The organism is Trichocoleus sp. FACHB-90 (assembly GCF_014695505.1).
GTDB classification, from domain to species: domain Bacteria; phylum Cyanobacteriota; class Cyanobacteriia; order Cyanobacteriales; family FACHB-T130; genus Funiculus; species Funiculus sociatus.
Window position 1 is genome coordinate 1 of record NZ_JACJOK010000071.1, and the last position, 16727, is coordinate 16727.

Genomic DNA, 16727 nt, shown 5'->3' on the forward strand with positions numbered 1-16727 from the left:
GATGCTTTGGTTTTGCTTTTCTTGTTCTCAAATCCTGATGGCATTACTCGAACCTTGCCTCTTGATGGATTAAATCTTACCCTAGCCCGAATAGTGCTACTTTCAACCCAACTTTGCCGCTCAGGTAAGTCCGCTTGTCAATAGGGTTTGAGACGCGCTAACCCTGCTCTATGAGTTTGTCAAAACTGAGAAATAACTGGAAGAACGAGAGTTTATAAAGATAATATAAAAGGAGAGCGCAAATTACGATAATTAATCTTATGTGTGGAAAATTTATTTTAAGCTCAAAGAAGTGATACGCTCTCTGGTTAACGCTTTTTGTATTACAGGAAAAACGCCGGATGACTAAAGCCTGTGGGTTATATTTGCACTCAACGGGATGCTCCCATTGCCAATCACCTGCTCACGCTGGGAGATGCCCTCGAAGCGATTAGCGATAATGCCAGGGTTCCACTACAACTTTATACCTCCCCCGATTGAGCGTTGATTAATAGCTATCCTCGAACTGGCTAGAAAGAGGCTAAAAACGACAAGTTAACAGTAAGGAGTGAGTATTCCCATTGGCTTATGATAATATCTGTCGCTATCTGGCAGTTGAGTATCCAGTTGCGTTTGCAAGCTGGCTACTCGATACAGATGCGATCGCAATTCAACCCCTTCCGACTGAACTGAATCTTGAACCCATCCGTTCTGATGCCCTTTACTTTCTGCCAGAACGAAACCAGATTCTGCATCTAGAATTTCAGACTGTGCCTGCTTCCAAACCACCTATGCCTTTGCGGATGCTAGACTATTGGGTTAGGCTGCATCGTCAGTACGAGTGTTCAATTGAGCAAGTGGTGATTTTTTTGAAAGAAACCTCCTCAGAAGCAGTCTTCGTTGAGCGGTTTGCTTTTGAGCGAACTTTCCACTCTTACCGAGTCTTGCGGATATGGGAGCAAGATCCAGCTCGTTTACTGAGTAGTCCCGGACTTCTTCCTCTAGCAGTTTTAGCTCGGACAGACTCACAGACAGCCTTACTAGAGCAAATTGCTGCCAGAGTAGATACGATCGAAGAACCAGACCGACAGCGAAACATTTCTGCTTGTGTGGAAGTTCTGGCAAGGCTGAAGTTTGAAGAAGATTTAATTCGGCAATTTCTCAGAGAGGATCTTATGCGGGAATCACCACTGTATCAAGAAATCTTGCAAGAAGGTGTGCAGCAAGGAATTCAGCAAGGAATTCAGCAAGGAGAGGTGTCCTTAGCTCTGCGTCAACTCACGCGCCGACTAGGGACGCTTCCACCCCAATTGCGATCACAAATTCAACAGCTTTCCACCGTCCAGGTGGAAGCACTCGGTGAAGCTTTGCTAGATTTCTCCACAACACAAGATTTAGTAGCTTGGTTGCAGACTCATCAATAATTTCGCACAGAGAATCTTATGCGGGAATCACCACTGTATCAAGAAATCTTGCAAGAAGGTTTGCAGCAAGGAATTCAACAAGGAGAGGTGTCCTTAGCTCTGCGTCAACTCACGCGCCGACTAGGGACGCTTCCGCCCCAATTGCGATCGCAAATTCAGCAGCTTTCCACCGTCCAGGTGGAAGCACTCGGTGAAGCTTTGTTAGATTTCTCCACAACACAAGATTTAGTAGCTTGGTTGCAGAATCATCAATAAACCCTACTTCAATTGGGCATTTGTATTGAAAAACTGGCTGCAAAGTCCCTGACTAACTAACAGGGTTGTCACCAGGTTGGTGAAAGCAAGCATAAACATAATTAATATCTGGTAAGATGCAGCATTCAAAGGGTCAACGCCACTTAATAGCTGACCTGTGATAATTCCTGGTAGCGTCACCACACCTACAACCATCATTTGGTTCAGTGTGGGAATCAACCCGGCTTTGATGGCATCTTTGCGATATTGTGCTACAGCTTGTTGCGGTGTAGCGCCTAAACTCAGGTGCGTTTCAATCTCAGCGCGACTAGCGTTGACGGTGCTAACAAGACGTTCGCCTGCGATCGCTGCTCCATTCATCGCATTTCCCAGTACAATTCCCGCTAGGGGAATCAAATACTGTGGTTCATACCAAATTGGCGGCTGAATTATCACCAGCGTGGTATAAGCCAAAGTCAGGGCGCTACTCGCTAAAATTGACCCCCAAACTACGGGTAGAACTTGGGGAATTTTCTTGCCAATGCGATTACGGGCGACAATAGCGGCGATGCTTAGCATTACCATCAAGATTGCCAGAACTGCAATTGGATTTTTCCAGGCGAAAACGAAGGCAAGGACGTAGCCGACACCCAAAAGTTGGATAATTGTACGACCAGTTGCGATCGCAAGTTGCCCTTCTAATCCCAGTTTTTGCCAACTGGATAAACCGATGGCAATTGCCATCATGCCTAATGCCCAAGCAAGGTCGGTAATGTCAAGTGTAATTAAAGAATCCACGGTTCATTGGGATTAGGGATTGGGGATTGGGGATTGGGGATTGGGGATTGGGGATTGGGGATTGGGGATTGGGGATTGGGGATTGGGGATTGGGTGGGGATTGGAAAAAAGTCTTACCTAGTCCCTAGTCCCTAGCCCCCAGCCCCTAGTCCCTAGTCCCTAGTCCCTAGCCCCCAGCCCCTAGTCCCTAGTCCCCAACCCCCAACCCCTCTGCGAAACAATTTTACAGCTTCAGCATTCTGAAATGATGTGGGATGGTAAGACCATTCATTTTGTGCGTGTTGTGGCAACCCTGGAATTGTTGAAACAGTCTATAGCTAAAGGTTTCACAATCCAAAATCAAAAATCCCAAATTCAAAATGGGGTAAGGTGCGGATTCCCTTTCTGAACAAAATTTGGTTCTATGTATATAAAAATTTGTGGTGTAAACGAGTGAGTAACATTCCCCCCCTAGACTTGTCTCGGCAGTACAAAAACATCAGTGAAGAGGTGAGTGCAGCTGTTCTTGATGTTTTGGCTTCTGGCCGTTACATTGGCGGTTCTCTGGTTCAAGGCTTTGAGCAACAGTTTGCAGCTTACGTGGGCGTTTCTGAGTGTGTGGCGTGTAATTCTGGCACAGATGCCCTCTATCTAGCTCTACGGGCTTTGCAGATTGGTTCTGGAGATGAGGTGATTACGACACCATTCACCTTTATTGCCACCGCTGAGGTAATTAGTGTGGTGGGAGCCAAGCCCGTTTTTGTTGATATTGATGCCGAGACGTTTAATTTTGATGTCTTGCAGCTAGAAAAGGCGATTACGGATAAAACGCGCGCTATTATTCCAGTTCACCTATTTGGGCAACCTGTGGATATGACCGCAGTTATGAGGATAGCTGAGTCTCACAATCTGGCTGTGATTGAAGACTGCGCCCAAGCCACAGGTGCGGAATGGGCAGACGCTAAAATCGGCAGCATCGGTCATATTGGTTGCTTTAGTTTCTTTCCCACAAAGAATTTGGGTGCTTTTGGTGATGGCGGTGCGGTGACGACTAACGATCCGGCGATCGCTTCCGCTATCCAAATGCTGCGAGAACACGGGATGCGCGATCGCTACTACCACGAAGAAACTGGCATTAATAGTCGCTTGGACACCATACAAGCGGCTATTTTGCAAATCAAGTTGCGTCATCTAGATACCTGGAATGACTTGCGCCGTTCGGTTGCTGAACGTTACCATCAATTGCTGGAGCCTGTCCCTGGGGTGGTGAAACCGCAAGAAATAGCAGGGGGGCGCAGTGTCTGGAATCAATACACGATTCGGCTTACCCAAGATAGCAACAGCGCTTTCCGGGATAATGTTCGCACTCAGCTAGGCGCTAGGGGTATTAGTTCGATGGTTTACTACCCGTTGCCTTTGCACTTGCAGCCTGTTTACAAGGATTTGGGCTACCAAGCTGGGGATTTCCCTGTTACTGAGAAAGTCTGCCACGAAGTTTTATCTTTGCCGATTTTCCCAGAACTGTCCCCAGAGGAGCAAGAGCAAGTGGTCTATGGTTTGAAGGACTGTTTGCTAATGGCTAATGGCTAATAGGAACTAGGGACTAGGAAAAATACTGCCCAAGTACCCAGTCCCCAGTCCCCAGTCCCTATTTTATGCCCGAACTTGCTGACGGCTGACTTGGCTTAAGGCTTCCACCAAGCTGCGAACAGCTGCCACCATTGCCACTTCGCTATTCAGCTGGTTGATAGCGCTTCCGACACCGACACCAGCAGCACCAGCAGCGATCGCCATCGGTGCTGTAACGTTGGAGATGCCCGAAGCGCACAAAACTGGCACGGAGACAGCACGGGAAATTTCGTAAGCTGCTGCTAAGGTGGGAGCGGCTTTTTCAATCAATCCCAGTGTTCCGGCGTGGGTGGGGCTGCTGCTGGTGCCTCCTTCAGTTTGGATAATGTCAGCACCAGCTTTTACTAACGCTTCTGCCAACTGCACTTGCTGGTCTAGCTCTAGAATGTGGGGAACGGTGACAGACAGGGTAATTTCCGGCAGGAGCGATCGCGTCTTTTGTGTCAACGCCATCACTTCCGGGGCTTCAAACCGCCGTCCCTGAGCATAAAAACTATCAAAGTTGCCGATTTCAATCAAGTCAGCTCCTGCTGCAACAGCTTTCACAAACAGCTCCGGTTCTACCGCAGACACACAAATTGGCAAATCTGTCAATTCCCGAACCATCCGCACCAAGTCGGGGTCAGCAGCAATATCCAAGAAGGTAGCGCCGCCCAAAGTTGCAGCCTTGACGGTAGCAGCAACAGAAGAGAAATCAAAGTTATTCAAGCCAGTGATAATTTTTAAGACATTGCCTTGCTCAAAAGCACGGTGTAGAGTAGTATTCATGGTCATAAGCCCTATTTGGCTCGCTAATTTTTCATAATTCATTGTACAGACCAGATCGATATGGTCTCTACTTTTAAACTGATTGGGTACTTCCTCCGATGGTTGTGCATCTGCAAGGTGTGGCAATACCATCAAACAACAAAGCGCTAAGAGAGCTTTTTCCCAAAACCGGGATCTAGACTAGGAGCATAGTGCAGATACTACCCTCCTCCAGCCAGTGACGAGCCATGAATTTCCCTCCCACGAATTTGTCAACTTTTCACTCCGATGTTCTGGCACAGACTGAACTGGGTCAGCTGTGCGGTTCGGAACAGAGGTTTCGCGATCGCTACGAGATTTTGCGGATGCTGGGTAGAGGTGGCTTTGGTGTCACCTTTTTAGCGAGGGATGCAACACTCCCTGGACAGCCGTTGTGCGTGATCAAGCAGCTGTGTCCGAAGTTTAGCGATCCGGCTGGCTTAAAAACGGCGCAAAAACGCTTTGAGCAAGAGGCGAAAACTCTCAGCAAACTGGGAAGCCATTCTCAGGTTCCCATGCTACTAGACTATTTTGTAGAAGGGGGAGAATTTTATCTAGTTCAGGAATATATCCGAGGTCATACCCTGGCTAGACTGGTGAGGCGCGGTGGTTCGATATCTGAAGAGGGGGTGAAACAATTCCTCCGTCAAATTTTGCCATTGTTGCAGTACATCCACCGCAATAACGTAATTCATCGCGATATTAAGCCCCAGAACATCATCCGCTGTCAGGACGATGGTAGGCTGGTGTTGATTGACTTTGGGGCTGTCAAAGAGGAAATTTCCCAGTTAGGGCAATCTGGTGTGAAAGGGTCAACTACCCAGTTCATCGGGACAGTTGGGTTTGCGCCACCGGAACAATTTTCTCTGCGACCAGTTTATGCCAGCGATATATACGCACTGGGCATAACCTGCCTTTACTTGTTGACTGGCAAAGCGCCGTTGGAGTTTGAAAGCGATCGCGCCACAGGTGAGATTCAGTGGCAGAATACAGTGGTAGTCTCGCAAGAGTTTGCCCGAATTCTCAACAGAATGCTGAAAATCTCTCTAAAAGAGCGCTTTCAGTCTGCTGGAGCGATTATGCTGGCATTTGGTTGGGAATCGCAAGACAATTTATCGCAGTTTATGACAACTGTGCGCCGTCCAGAAAAAAGCCCAGTTGAGAATCAACCGGAAGCGAGTCCACCAGATTATATTCCTCCCACCGCCCGAACTGCGATCGCGCTGCGAGACTGGAAAGCGAGATTGCAGGCAAAACAAAGGCACCAAAGAAGAAGCGATCGCGGTATACTCAGCAGTTCTGGTAATTCTCGTTAAAGCTGCGTAGGACTGGCATTCTCCACCCTTGGAAAATGATATCGTGTCGGGCTTGCTCATAAGAAGAGAACCCCACCAAAGCCACAGGCTTTGGTGGGGTTCCTGATTCCAGGGATTTGTGGGCTAATTAACCGGACAGGAAACCCAATTTATAGGGTTGGGGGATATCCTATCTATAATCCTGGCTTTGAATATCTCGCAAACGTGCTTCAGGACGCTTAAAACGATCCAATTGACTTTCAAAGAAAGCTCGATTTGCTTGCAGATGCTTTGGATTTGGGTCGTCTAAAGGATATAGAAGTGCAGTTCGCAACGCTTGAATTACAGCAGAAGTAACGCAGTACATTGAACGTTGAAAAGTGATACCAAGCTGGATTAACATATCATCTTCACCGCGACAGTGTTGACGATAGTAATCCTTGAGATAGTCAGGGAGAAAATGCAGCATATCCTGCATTAACAATGTTGGTGGAATGCCAGCTGTACCTACGGGAAATACATCAGCATAAAGAATCCCGTAGTGGAAGTCTTTTTGCTCGTCAGGTACTTGCTTAGCTTGAGCATTGTAAGACTTCGTACCCCGGAAAGGTGCGGTGCGATAAAAAACAGCTTCTACATAAGGTAACGCTGCTTCATATAACCACATAAAACCCTTCGATTTTGGGATAATTTCGTACTTTTGTCCACGAATATAAACGTGGTGGTAGATGGGACGACCTGCTATGGCAAAGATACCATTCACCAGAAAATTCATCGCATCCGGTACACCTTTAAATCCGCCTTCATCATAGATATCGGACATTTCAAAGAAAACCGGAGCCATCACTTCCCAGAACAAGCCTAGATTACTGTAATAGGACATTTGCCGCACCTGTTCCAAGAACATATCTGGAAACAGCTTATAAAGTCCCAACATTGCCGGATTACCCTGGAAATAAGCCTTAATTGCCCTATCAGCATTTGCTTTGTATTCTTCAGAGTCCAGGTAGGCATCAAATTGTCCCCAACCCATATCTCTACCGTGCCAAAGCATAGCTTGCATACAAGCTTCGGCAAACTCCATGTTTACTCTGTCGTGCCATAAGTGGTGAAACAACTTAGGCATTTTTTTATTGAGTTCACCTTTTTCGATAAACTCCAAAAGTTCCGGATGGGCAGTAGCTTCACCGCGCCATATCCGCAAATCCGCATCATCTCCAGCATAGTGATTATGCAGTTCTAAATACTCTTTTGGGATAAAGTATTTAAAGAAAGGAAATGGCTCTAAAAACACCCTTTCAGCAATATAAAGTAAGTCCCGCCAATAGAAATCCATCGGCACAGCATAAGCCTTATAAATGCCGATGATTTGCATCAAATTTTCCGGCGTATCAGGTAGCATGGCACCGCCAGCTTCCAGACGATGAATTATAGGCGCAAATTCATGCCGCGAAGGAGGTAACTTTGTTGTGGGTTTAGGAGGAGTTTGTACCATTTTCAGTTCCTTTAAATAAATTGCCGTATTTATCCGATAATTCTTTGAAAAACTACTTTTCTTGACTCTGCGGTTAATTAATCCTCACTTGTCAACTTTTGGCGTAAGTCAATCGCGTGAAAAATACTCAAAACATCATGCGTCCACGTTGGCAGTATCAGCGTCATGACAATTTCTTCTACACTGTGAATCGTGCCAACAATACAAGTCAGCCATAAAGTAATTCCTGCGTAATCAAAACCAAACAGCGCCACTGTAGCAATGAAAAGAGTTATTCCCCAAAACTTGGCTGAATAAGTGTGATAGCTGGCGGGTTTTCCATACTTCACCAAATTAACCAACCACCAGGTTAACTGGGCAATAAGCACCATCAACAACGGGACACGAAAGTTAATGAAAATATCGGGGCGGACTAACCACGCACTAGCAACTATAGAGCCGTAAAGACAATTATCAGCCCAACCATCAGCTTGACGTAGTTTAGCATCGCTGACACCTAATTTTCTAGCAATGATGCCATCGAAAATATCTGATAGAAATGCTGCCACAAAACCGACAATAAACCAAATGCTTGTTTTGCCATCAATTGCATCCCATAAGAGGAAGGGAGCAATAATAGCCCGAAAGGCTACAAGTACCCCAGGAATAGATTCAAAAAACCGGTTATTGTTTTGTTGTAATTGGGGCGAAGGTGTCATAAGAGAAATGAACCGCATTAGCGTTAGCGAAGCCATGCGCGTTAGCGCTTTAGCCATGCGCGTTAGCGCTTTAGACGCAAAGAACGGGAAGGGAAGATAAGAAGAAGTTGGTTTATTTGAGGAATGAAACCCAACACAACTTATGGATTTGTTAGAGGATGTCTGAAAAGTCATAATCGAGACGCTTAAACGGTAGATATCCCCCTAAATCCCCCTTTAAAAGGGGGACTTTGAGAAGATTCTCCCCCCTTTTAAAGGGGGCTGGGGGGGATCTAAAGTAACTTTTGACACTTCTCAGACATCAACTACAACTACAACTATTTTCAACCGAACCGTATTGGGGTAGGTATTGCCTAGCTTGGGTTTAATTTTTGGCAGCTACTTGCACGTTGCTAGTAGTGGTAATTGTGGCACCCATTGCAGTTGTTGTGGTTTCACTTAAGCGTACTAGCCAAGTGGGTTGCAATCCCAAAAAGAAAATCAGGGCTGCTAATACTAACGCTGGCGTGCGTTCTACCCATTGCACTTTTGGATAGTATGCGGTGGTGTTGTCTAGTTTGCCGAAACAGGTGCGATTGAGCAGAATCACAAAGTAAACTGCTGTTAAGCCGCTACAGAGGACACAAACTAGGGTAGGGATGGGGAAAGCCGAGAAACTGCCCTGAAGTACCAAAAATTCAGCGATGAATCCTACTAAACCGGGGATACCAGCACTTGCCATTCCGCCCAACACTAGCAAACCAGTTGTGAAAGGTAAACCTCTTTGGGGACTCAGCAAGCCATTGAGGACATCTAAATCGCGGGTGCCGACTTTGGTTTCGACGATGCCGACTAGGTGAAAGAGGATTGCTAAGATTAAGCCGTGGCTAAACATTTGTAAGACAGCACCGAGTAGCGAGAGAGGTGTAGCGGCGGCGGCGGCTAAGAGGATGTAGCCCATATGTCCGATGGAACTATAGGCTACCATACGTTTGATATCTTTTTGCGCGATCGCACTCAGCGCTCCATAAGCTGCACTAAATGCTCCGATAATCGCTAAACCAGGCGCTACAGTTACCCAAGCTTCGGGAAACATCCCCAAACCAAATCGCACTAAACCGTAAGTTCCCAATTTTGCCAGTACGCCTCCTAAAAGAATCGCTATGGGTGGGGAAGCTTCAACGTAGGCATCTGGCAACCAAGTATGCAGAGGCACTAAGGGGATTTTGATGCCGAAACCTACTAAGAGCATTGTCAGTAGAATCAGCTGGGTATTTAAGGATAAACCTTGGGTAACTAGAGGATTGTAATCAAAGTTGGGAGCGTTACCTAGCCACGTTACACCTAAGAAGGCCGCCAAAATCAAAATTCCGGAAACAGCGGTGTAGATAAGGAACTTCATCGCTGCATAGCCGCGTTTTTGGGTTCCTCCCCAGATGGCAATTAACAGGTACAGGGGGATAAGTTCCAACTCGTAGAACAAGACGAATAGCATCAAGTTCTGGGAGAGGAAGGCTCCGGCAATTCCCGCACTTACCAGCAAAATTAAAGAGTAATAAAGGCGGGGGCGAGTAATCTGCTCTGAGGTACTGTAAATAACAATCCACGTCAGCAGACTATTTAACGCCAGTAGCGGTACAGATAAACCATCAACGCCGAGGCTGTAATTCAAGCCTAGAGTATCAATCCAGGGTATGAACTCAGAGAACTGGAAACCTGCATTACTAATGTTGAATTGAGTGAGCAGAAAAAGTGTCCAGACTATAACACCACTGGCAATACTCAAAGCCAGCAGACGGGCGCGATTAGCAGATAAGTTAGGCAAAAATCCAACAATGGCGGCACCTAAAAATGGCACCCAAATTAAACTGCTGAGCATAGTTAATTCTTAGTTGTTAGTTTCTCGTTCCCTGGCGACCGCTTGGGGACGCAATTTTAGAGGTGTCTTGATTACAGGAGGCGACCGCCTCCTGTAGGTATTCCCAGGTTCAGCCTGGAAGAGATTATGTATTGGCGAAGACGAGGGAAAGATGAGATAGGAAAGGCCAAGATAACAGCATTCCCATCAGAACTATTCCCAGTAGGATAGTCAGCGCGTAGGATTGGGAGCGTCCCGAGGTGCTGTATTTCAAGCTTTCGCCACCGAAAATGGAAGCAAAGCCGACAAGGTTAACTACGCCATCAACTAAGTAGCGGTCAACGATGTCGATGATACGGGAAACCAGGTCAACTCCGAATACAATACTCACGCGGTAAATTTTGGCTGTATAAAAGTCGTATGCGAAAAGGTCTTGTAGGGGTTTCCAGGGAAGTTGAACGGGTTTTTGCCACATTCCACCCAGGTAAATGACACCGCTGATACTGCTACCAAAGATGCTAGACCAAATCAGCATGAGGGCGACATCTTTATTTAAGGTTGCCCAAGTTGGAAGTAATGACAAGCTTTGCAAGACTAAGGGCAGGTGGAGGGTAAAGGCTAGCAAAACTATCATAGGGAAAGTTATAGGCCAAAATGCTTCAGGCGATCGCACTGTCATCTTATTTGGTTTACCGCCAAAAATTAGCCCAAATACTCTGGTTAAGCTGAAGGCTGTTAAAGCATTAACTAAGACCACTAACCCGACTAGCCAAGGTTGAGTCGCCCACAAACCATCTGCTAATTCCACCAACGCCCAAAAACTGCCAAGGGGCGGAAATGCGATTAATCCCAGCGTACCGACTATAAAGGCTAAACCGGAAATGGGACGACGCGACCACAAACCGCCGAGTTGGGTTAAATCTTGGGTGACATTGTTCCAAATTATCGCGCCGACGCACATTACTAAAAGTGCCATTGCCACAGCATGAGTCAAGACCAACAATAACGCGGCATTCTCTTGTCCGCTACCTACGGCGATAAACACCAATCCCATGTATGCACTGACAGAATAGGATAAGGCTCGTTTGATGTCAATTTGCGCGATCGCAATTGCCGAAGCACCTACCGCCGTCACCGCACCAATCAGCACTGTCGCCGACAAGACCAGAGGCGACAGCGCTAATACTGGTTGTATCTTAATCAACACCCAAGCACCAGTCGCTACCACTACCGAGTTCCGTAAAATTGTGCTGGGAATAGGGCCTTCCATCGCCTCATCCAGCCACAAATGCAGGGGAAATTGAGCGCATTTGCCCATCGGGCCGGCAATTAAAGCTAAACCTAGTAAAGCGGCAACTTTTGGGTCTAAATTCGCAGTCTTTGCCCACTCTGCTAGTTCAGAATAATCCCAAGTTCCGGCCAAGGGTAACAATGCAATCACCCCCATCAGCAGCAGTAAGTCTCCCACCCGCTTAGTTAGGAAAGCATCTCTAGCACTTGTCACCACCAACGACTGACTAAACCAAAGCCCAACTAATAGATAAGTACCCAGTGTGAGGATTTCCAGAATCACATAGCTAAAGAATAAGGAGTTGCACAAGGCTAAAGCGCACATTCCTGCCTCAAACAGTCCCAGCAAGGCATAAAAACGCGCCCAACCCCAATCCATCTCCATGTAACCGATAGCGTATATCTGCGCTAGCACGTTCAACCCAGTTACCAGAACTATTGCTCCGATATTAATCAGTGAGATTTCGATGGGACAGGTTAAATTTAAACCAGCTGCATTGAGCCACGTAAATGATATCTCTTGTACTGGCTGATTCCAGATTGCTTGCAGAGTAAGCAATCCATGAATAAATGCCAACAAAGTCATCAATAAGTTAATGTAACCAGCTGGCCGTGGCCCTGTGCTACGGATTATACCGGGCGACCAAAACACTGATGAAATGGCACCGATTAAGGCATAGCAAGGGACTAACCAAATGGTATCGACGAGGAACTGAACCATTGGAACTAACTACCTGTAAAATTGCCGCAAAGTCAGGGACGCTGAAAAATGACCCCAATACTTCCCCGCTACTTGAGGGATTGGAGCGATCGCAAATTCATTATTTTTTAATGGTTTTGTTTAGCTTAATCTTTTACCAGTCAAAAGGGAACTGCTGAATTAGAAAATTAAGCGATAAAACCTCTAACTGAAACTTATATAACTCCGCTACTTGGTTGGGTTGTTGAGTCCATAAATCAGTGTAAATCAATTATTTCTATAATAACCATAGATTAATCTCTATATATGAAGATTTATTGATTTTGAAAATGATCCGGGTAGGGGGGATTAATACTACGGAGCTTGGGTTAAGGCTTCCGTAACCAACGCCCAAAAGCAGAGGTTGGGCTTCGCTTTCCCACGCAGCCTACCTACAATTATTCTTAATGGTAACGGCATGGGGTTCGCCTCTACTTCTCTAATGGATAATTAGTGGCGCTTGTTGCTGACCATTCCCACATTGAGCCAGCATAATTTTTCACATTTGTAAAGCCTAAATCAGCGAGTACCGCGACAAAAAAAGCCGAACGAATACCGCCTGTGCAATAAGCAGCAATGGGATGACTGCTTTCAATTCCTAAATTTTCTAACTTATCCATAATTTGGTCGCGACGGAGTAAATTCCCATCTTTATCTAACAAATCTTTAAAATAAAAATGCACAGCACCAGGAATATGTCCTCCCCGCTGTTCCCCGTAAGGGGTAGAGCCTGCATATTCTCGTAGTTCACGGGTATCAATTATTATAAAATTTTGCTGGGAAAGACTGGCTTTAATTTCATCGCGGTGAATTTCCCACAATCCTGTTCGCTGTACAACAAAATCCCCATCTTGATGGGGACTAAATCCCCAAGTAGTCGGAACGCCCGCCTTCACAAGTGCTGAATATCCACCATCCACAAAAGCGACTTGAGAATGTCCCAGAGTGCGTAACATCCAAACAATGCGGCCTTCTTCACCAAAATTGTGAGCTGGATTGCCAACTACAACGACAGGTTTATGATTAAAAATACCTAGAGCGCGGAGTTGGTGTTCCAGAACATTTATATCATCAATTAGTTTTCCCTTATCGGGTAATTTGGGTTGCGAAAATTGCTGCCAAGTAACATGAACAGCCCCCGCTATATGCCCAAATAAATATGCAACTTGATTGCGAACATCCAAAATAGTAGTATCTTCTAAAATCAGCTTTTTAGCTTTTTCTGCACTAAGCACCCACTCAAAAGTCATAAAATACCTCTGGGCTAACCTTTGCCTTAAAAAAAATCAGCGAAAAGCTAAAATATATTTTGCTGTAATCTGAGGCTGCTCCAATTGAGGAACGTGTCCGCAATTTGCGATCCAGATTAGTTGAGAGTTAGCGATCGCATTCTTAAACCTTTGAGCATCAGCAGTTCCTAACATATCATCAGACTCGCCCCACAAAATCAGTGTTGGCTTGTCAATGCGGGGAATTTTATCTGCCAAATCCCAATAACCACCACTTTTAGTAAAACTGCTTGTGGCTTCGTGCCAACCAAACATTTCCATGTGCAGCATCGCACATTTTATTGCTTCAATTTCGTTTGGTTTCAAGTTGCCAAAATGACTTCCCCATAACAACGCCTGCACTTTGCGCTGTCGCCAATATTCTACTGCCAGAAAGTCAAAAGGAGGAAAAAGCAAAGCGCCTAGAGGAAAACTACCGCTGAAACCCACACTGTTAATCAGAACCAGCTTTTTAACAGCGTGGGGGTAAGTTAGAGTAAAGTCAATTGCTGCTGCACCTCCCATCGAAGCCCCTACTAATATCATTGGCTCTTTGATCAGATTCCAAAAGTAGTAGAGATGAGTTTTGATAGCGGCGGGGTTATAAGAAATTCCCTGCACCCGTTCCGTAAAGCCAAACCCCAACAAATCAACCGCCCACGTTTCATTTTCGGCGGCGAGTAGTGGAAATAGGCGGCGAAATTCTAGTACGGAACTATCAAAACCTGGAAGCAACAAAATCGGAGTGCCACCGCTACCCTGATGAACGTAAGCTGTAGCAATCTGCTGCGGTGAAAGGGGTGTTTTAATTGCAGTTCTCTGGATGCTTTGAGCTAGAGCAATTGACTCAGACTCCTGCAACTGCTCAACTTGGGATGGTAGAAAATTGGGGAACATAGGCGGGAATGGGGAATGGGGAATTGAAGATGCGAACTAACTGAATTATTCAGTACACTGCAAAATATGTCATTGTCTGTCCTCCTGCTCCTCTCCCCCTCACACCCTTCTCCCCATGTCAGACTCTTTATCTTTGCGCGATCGCTACCTACAATTAATCGATAAAATTGTTCAAACCACTCTCAAAGGGCAGATCCGCTCTAAAGAGCAGGTTTATAAAATGCTCCTTAAAGAAGTAAGTCTGGGAACCGGCGAAATTTTTGAACGAGCTTTGAGCGAAAGTCTTAGCACCGCCCAGGAACAGGTAGATACTCTAAAAGATGAAATGAAGCTGGCAAAGGCTACTCGTAGCCTGAGGGCGATTCAGACGGTCAAGGGGGAATGGGAACGAGCGCAGTCACAAAATCGGGCAGCGGATGCGATCGCGATCGCAGTACAACAAATTGTTAAAGCCCAAACTGGCGATCGCTTGGCAGCTTTTTTGCAGGTAATAGATCCCAACCAAAAGCAAGTCTTGAGTTTAGCTCAGCTTCAGCAGATAGCATCATTGCTTCAGCAACAAATACAGGAAACCACCAATCCTGAACTTTACCAGGAAGTGCAGCAAATCGCCCAAGGCATCACTCGCGGTTTGGAATCTTGGCAGCGATTGGAAGGACACCTCGTAAGCTGGATTTACGACCAAAGCCGGGGGCCGTTAGGGTTTGAGGGCGCACCCGAACAAAATGGGCCTTGGGCGGTATGGGCAAAGCAAGTAAATAGCCCGTACCCGCAAGCACTTTTTCAGACTCTTTCCTTAGATCAATCTGTGGCAGAATTTGCCGCAAAACAACCGCCAAATGTGAGTTCCTTAGTTGAGTTAGCGGTGGTTTTGCCTTTCTTACAAAGGGGTTTAGTGAACTGGTCTGATAAGCTGATTTACGACTCCAAAGTAGGAGCAAAGCTGTCGATTTCTATATTTCTGACTTTTGCGGTAATTTGGTCTGCGATCGCTAATGGCTTGAATCAAGCGACGAGTCTGAATTCAACTTCACGGGAATCCTTAGTCATGGGTTGTTTTCAAATTACCCTACAAATTTTTCGCACCTTTTCCCAAAGAGAATACTTTCCCCTTTACGGTGGAATTTTCGCCTCGTTTTCTGGTAACTATCTGCGCTCTACCCTAAACTATCTAGATGCACCACTGCGACAAGTAGCCGGAACTCAGGAAAAAGCGCGAATTTTGACATTAATGGGTTATTCTCTACGGGCGCAAGGTCGCTACGATGATGCAATTGTATTGCATCAACAAGCTGTAGAGATAGCAAGAGATGCAAGCGATCGCGCCTGTGAAATTGCCAATCTCAACCACCTCAGTCGCACCTGCGTAGCTCAAAAAAATTATGGCGAGGCAATTAGCTATAGTCAAAGAGCATTAATTCTATCGCGTCAAAATGGTGACAGGTTGGGAGAAGCCAACGCTTTAGCTAATCTCGGTTATAGCGAAGTTTTCCAAGCTCAACAAATGGAACGGGTAGAGCCAGAAACTTATGAGTCAGCAATCAACTACTTGCAACAAGGGTTGCAGTTGTCGGAAAGATTAGGCGATCGCCAAAGTCAAGCCCTTTGTTACAGCAGTCTTGGTATTGCTCTGTTAGTAGTTGAACAACCCGAAGAAGCCCTGAAAAACCTGGAAAAAGGTTTAGAAGCTGCCATGATTTCCGGGGATTTATACCTACAAGGAATCAACTTAGCATATATAGCGGAAGCTTACTATGGAATAAAAAATTTCAAAAAAGCCATCTTCGCCGCCAGTTTAGGTATGTATTACTTAGAAAGAATTTCCTCTAATCAGTGGCGACAATCGGCGGGATTGCTAACAATTTTACAAGGTCAGTTAGGAGCCGAAGCCTTTATAAAAGTAATTCAAGAACATCGCTCTTTACTGGTTCCTGCTATTGGGGTGGATGGATTTGACTACATCCCGGAACTGCTGGAACAATACAAGCGGTCGATGTAGTGCCGTCCCTTCCAGGCGGGAGCCTTGAAATACTAAGAGGCTCCTGCCTCCAGTGGAAAGCTCCAGATCCTCTTAACAGACGTTCCCAAAAAAAAGCGCTCCAAGAGGGGCGCTTTTTTAGCTAGAAAAACTAGCGATTAACCATTGATGCTAGGAGCAACCAGAGCAACAGGAGTGGACTCACCTGCTGCCAAGTCGAGAGGGAAGTTGTGAGCGTTACGCTCGTGCATTACTTCCATACCCAGGTTGGCGCGGTTGATTACATCTGCCCAGGTGTTGATTACACGACCTTGGCTATCAATCACTGACTGGTTGAAGTTGAATCCGTTCAGGTTGAATGCCATCGTGCTGATCCCTAAAGAGGTGAACCAGATGCCGAT

Annotated in this window: 15 protein-coding genes and 1 pseudogene; 7 read left to right on the plus strand and 9 right to left on the minus strand. The window is 46.0% G+C overall.

Annotated elements, in window-relative coordinates; translation table 11 throughout:
* Positions 1-354: 354 nt before the first annotated feature.
* The 3 genes from H6F74_RS30625 to H6F74_RS21030 all read left to right on the plus strand — a co-directional run bounded on the left by H6F74_RS30625 (position 355) and on the right by H6F74_RS21030 (position 1658).
* A complete protein-coding gene (locus H6F74_RS30625) occupies positions 355-480 on the plus strand; it encodes a hypothetical protein (RefSeq protein ID WP_277875833.1) in 126 nt (41 codons plus the stop codon).
* 80 nt (positions 481-560) lie between these two features.
* Positions 561-1403, plus strand: coding sequence for a DUF4351 domain-containing protein (locus H6F74_RS21025; protein ID WP_190444140.1), 843 nt, complete (start codon positions 561-563; stop codon positions 1401-1403).
* A gap of 18 nt (positions 1404-1421) precedes the next feature.
* Positions 1422-1658, plus strand: coding sequence for a DUF4351 domain-containing protein (locus H6F74_RS21030; protein WP_190444141.1), 237 nt, complete (start codon positions 1422-1424; stop codon positions 1656-1658).
* A gap of 3 nt (positions 1659-1661) precedes the next feature.
* Here the strand turns inward: H6F74_RS21030 and fetB are convergent, their stop codons facing one another.
* A complete protein-coding gene (fetB, locus tag H6F74_RS21035) occupies positions 1662-2435 on the minus strand; it encodes an iron export ABC transporter permease subunit FetB (RefSeq protein WP_190444142.1) in 774 nt (257 codons plus the stop codon).
* 6 nt (positions 2436-2441) lie between these two features.
* Here fetB and H6F74_RS30630 point away from each other — a divergent pair, with 6 nt between their 5' ends.
* Entirely contained in the window at positions 2442-2570 is a 129-nt protein-coding gene (locus H6F74_RS30630; RefSeq protein ID WP_277875834.1) for a hypothetical protein, read from the plus strand.
* A 297-nt stretch (positions 2571-2867) separates the two neighbouring features.
* Entirely contained in the window at positions 2868-4004 is a 1137-nt protein-coding gene (locus H6F74_RS21040; RefSeq protein ID WP_190444143.1) for an aminotransferase class I/II-fold pyridoxal phosphate-dependent enzyme, read from the plus strand.
* Positions 4005-4067: 63 nt separating this feature from the next.
* On the opposite strand, the gene H6F74_RS21045 is transcribed toward H6F74_RS21040, so the two are convergent.
* Complete coding sequence (locus H6F74_RS21045) at positions 4068-4817, minus strand: DUF561 domain-containing protein (protein ID WP_190444144.1); 750 nt, start codon at positions 4815-4817, stop codon at positions 4068-4070.
* A gap of 221 nt (positions 4818-5038) precedes the next feature.
* On the opposite strand from H6F74_RS21045, the gene H6F74_RS21050 reads away from it, so the two are divergent.
* Entirely contained in the window at positions 5039-6145 is a 1107-nt protein-coding gene (locus H6F74_RS21050; RefSeq protein WP_190444145.1) for a serine/threonine-protein kinase, read from the plus strand.
* A gap of 169 nt (positions 6146-6314) precedes the next feature.
* On the opposite strand, the gene H6F74_RS21055 is transcribed toward H6F74_RS21050, so the two are convergent.
* The 6 genes from H6F74_RS21055 to H6F74_RS21080 all read right to left on the minus strand — a co-directional run bounded on the left by H6F74_RS21055 (position 6315) and on the right by H6F74_RS21080 (position 14348).
* Positions 6315-7619: a CO2 hydration protein gene (locus H6F74_RS21055; RefSeq protein WP_190444146.1), complete on the minus strand. Its 1305-nt coding sequence runs from the start codon at positions 7617-7619 to the stop codon at positions 6315-6317.
* A 77-nt stretch (positions 7620-7696) separates the two neighbouring features.
* A complete protein-coding gene (locus tag H6F74_RS21060; RefSeq protein WP_199301477.1) occupies positions 7697-8317 on the minus strand; it encodes a CDP-alcohol phosphatidyltransferase family protein in 621 nt (206 codons plus the stop codon).
* Positions 8318-8681: 364 nt separating this feature from the next.
* Positions 8682-10175 (minus strand): NADH-quinone oxidoreductase subunit M, encoded by a 1494-nt coding sequence (locus H6F74_RS21065; RefSeq protein ID WP_190444147.1) that lies wholly within the window; start codon positions 10173-10175, stop codon positions 8682-8684.
* 124 nt (positions 10176-10299) lie between these two features.
* Entirely contained in the window at positions 10300-12165 is a 1866-nt protein-coding gene (locus H6F74_RS21070) for an NAD(P)H-quinone oxidoreductase subunit F (RefSeq protein WP_190444148.1), read from the minus strand.
* 449 nt (positions 12166-12614) lie between these two features.
* Positions 12615-13433 carry a rhodanese-like domain-containing protein gene (locus tag H6F74_RS21075; RefSeq protein ID WP_190444149.1) on the minus strand — a complete coding sequence of 273 codons (819 nt, stop codon included), beginning with the start codon at positions 13431-13433 and terminating at the stop codon, positions 12615-12617.
* Positions 13434-13469: 36 nt separating this feature from the next.
* Entirely contained in the window at positions 13470-14348 is an 879-nt protein-coding gene (locus tag H6F74_RS21080; protein ID WP_190444150.1) for an alpha/beta hydrolase, read from the minus strand.
* A gap of 115 nt (positions 14349-14463) precedes the next feature.
* On the opposite strand from H6F74_RS21080, the gene H6F74_RS21085 reads away from it, so the two are divergent.
* Complete coding sequence (locus H6F74_RS21085; RefSeq protein ID WP_190444151.1) at positions 14464-16347, plus strand: tetratricopeptide repeat protein; 1884 nt, start codon at positions 14464-14466, stop codon at positions 16345-16347.
* Positions 16348-16484: 137 nt separating this feature from the next.
* Here H6F74_RS21085 and H6F74_RS21090 read toward each other — a convergent pair.
* A pseudogene (locus tag H6F74_RS21090) lies at positions 16485-16727 on the minus strand (photosystem II q(b) protein); the annotation flags it as partial.

Bases quoted from the DNA above. Each gene is read 5' to 3' on its own strand.
- H6F74_RS21030 (WP_190444141.1), top strand. From the start codon at position 1,422: ATGCGGGAATCACCACTGTATCAAGAAATCTTGCAAGAAGGTTTGCAG.
- H6F74_RS21045 (WP_190444144.1), bottom strand. From the start codon at position 4,817: ATGACCATGAATACTACTCTACACCGTGCTTTTGAGCAAGGCAATGTC.
- H6F74_RS21050 (WP_190444145.1), top strand. From the start codon at position 5,039: ATGAATTTCCCTCCCACGAATTTGTCAACTTTTCACTCCGATGTTCTG.
- H6F74_RS21055 (WP_190444146.1), bottom strand. From the start codon at position 7,619: ATGGTACAAACTCCTCCTAAACCCACAACAAAGTTACCTCCTTCGCGG.
- H6F74_RS21060 (WP_199301477.1), bottom strand. From the start codon at position 8,317: ATGACACCTTCGCCCCAATTACAACAAAACAATAACCGGTTTTTTGAA.
- H6F74_RS21065 (WP_190444147.1), bottom strand. From the start codon at position 10,175: ATGCTCAGCAGTTTAATTTGGGTGCCATTTTTAGGTGCCGCCATTGTT.
- H6F74_RS21070 (WP_190444148.1), bottom strand. From the start codon at position 12,165: ATGGTTCAGTTCCTCGTCGATACCATTTGGTTAGTCCCTTGCTATGCC.
- H6F74_RS21075 (WP_190444149.1), bottom strand. From the start codon at position 13,433: ATGACTTTTGAGTGGGTGCTTAGTGCAGAAAAAGCTAAAAAGCTGATT.
- H6F74_RS21080 (WP_190444150.1), bottom strand. From the start codon at position 14,348: ATGTTCCCCAATTTTCTACCATCCCAAGTTGAGCAGTTGCAGGAGTCT.
- H6F74_RS21085 (WP_190444151.1), top strand. From the start codon at position 14,464: ATGTCAGACTCTTTATCTTTGCGCGATCGCTACCTACAATTAATCGAT.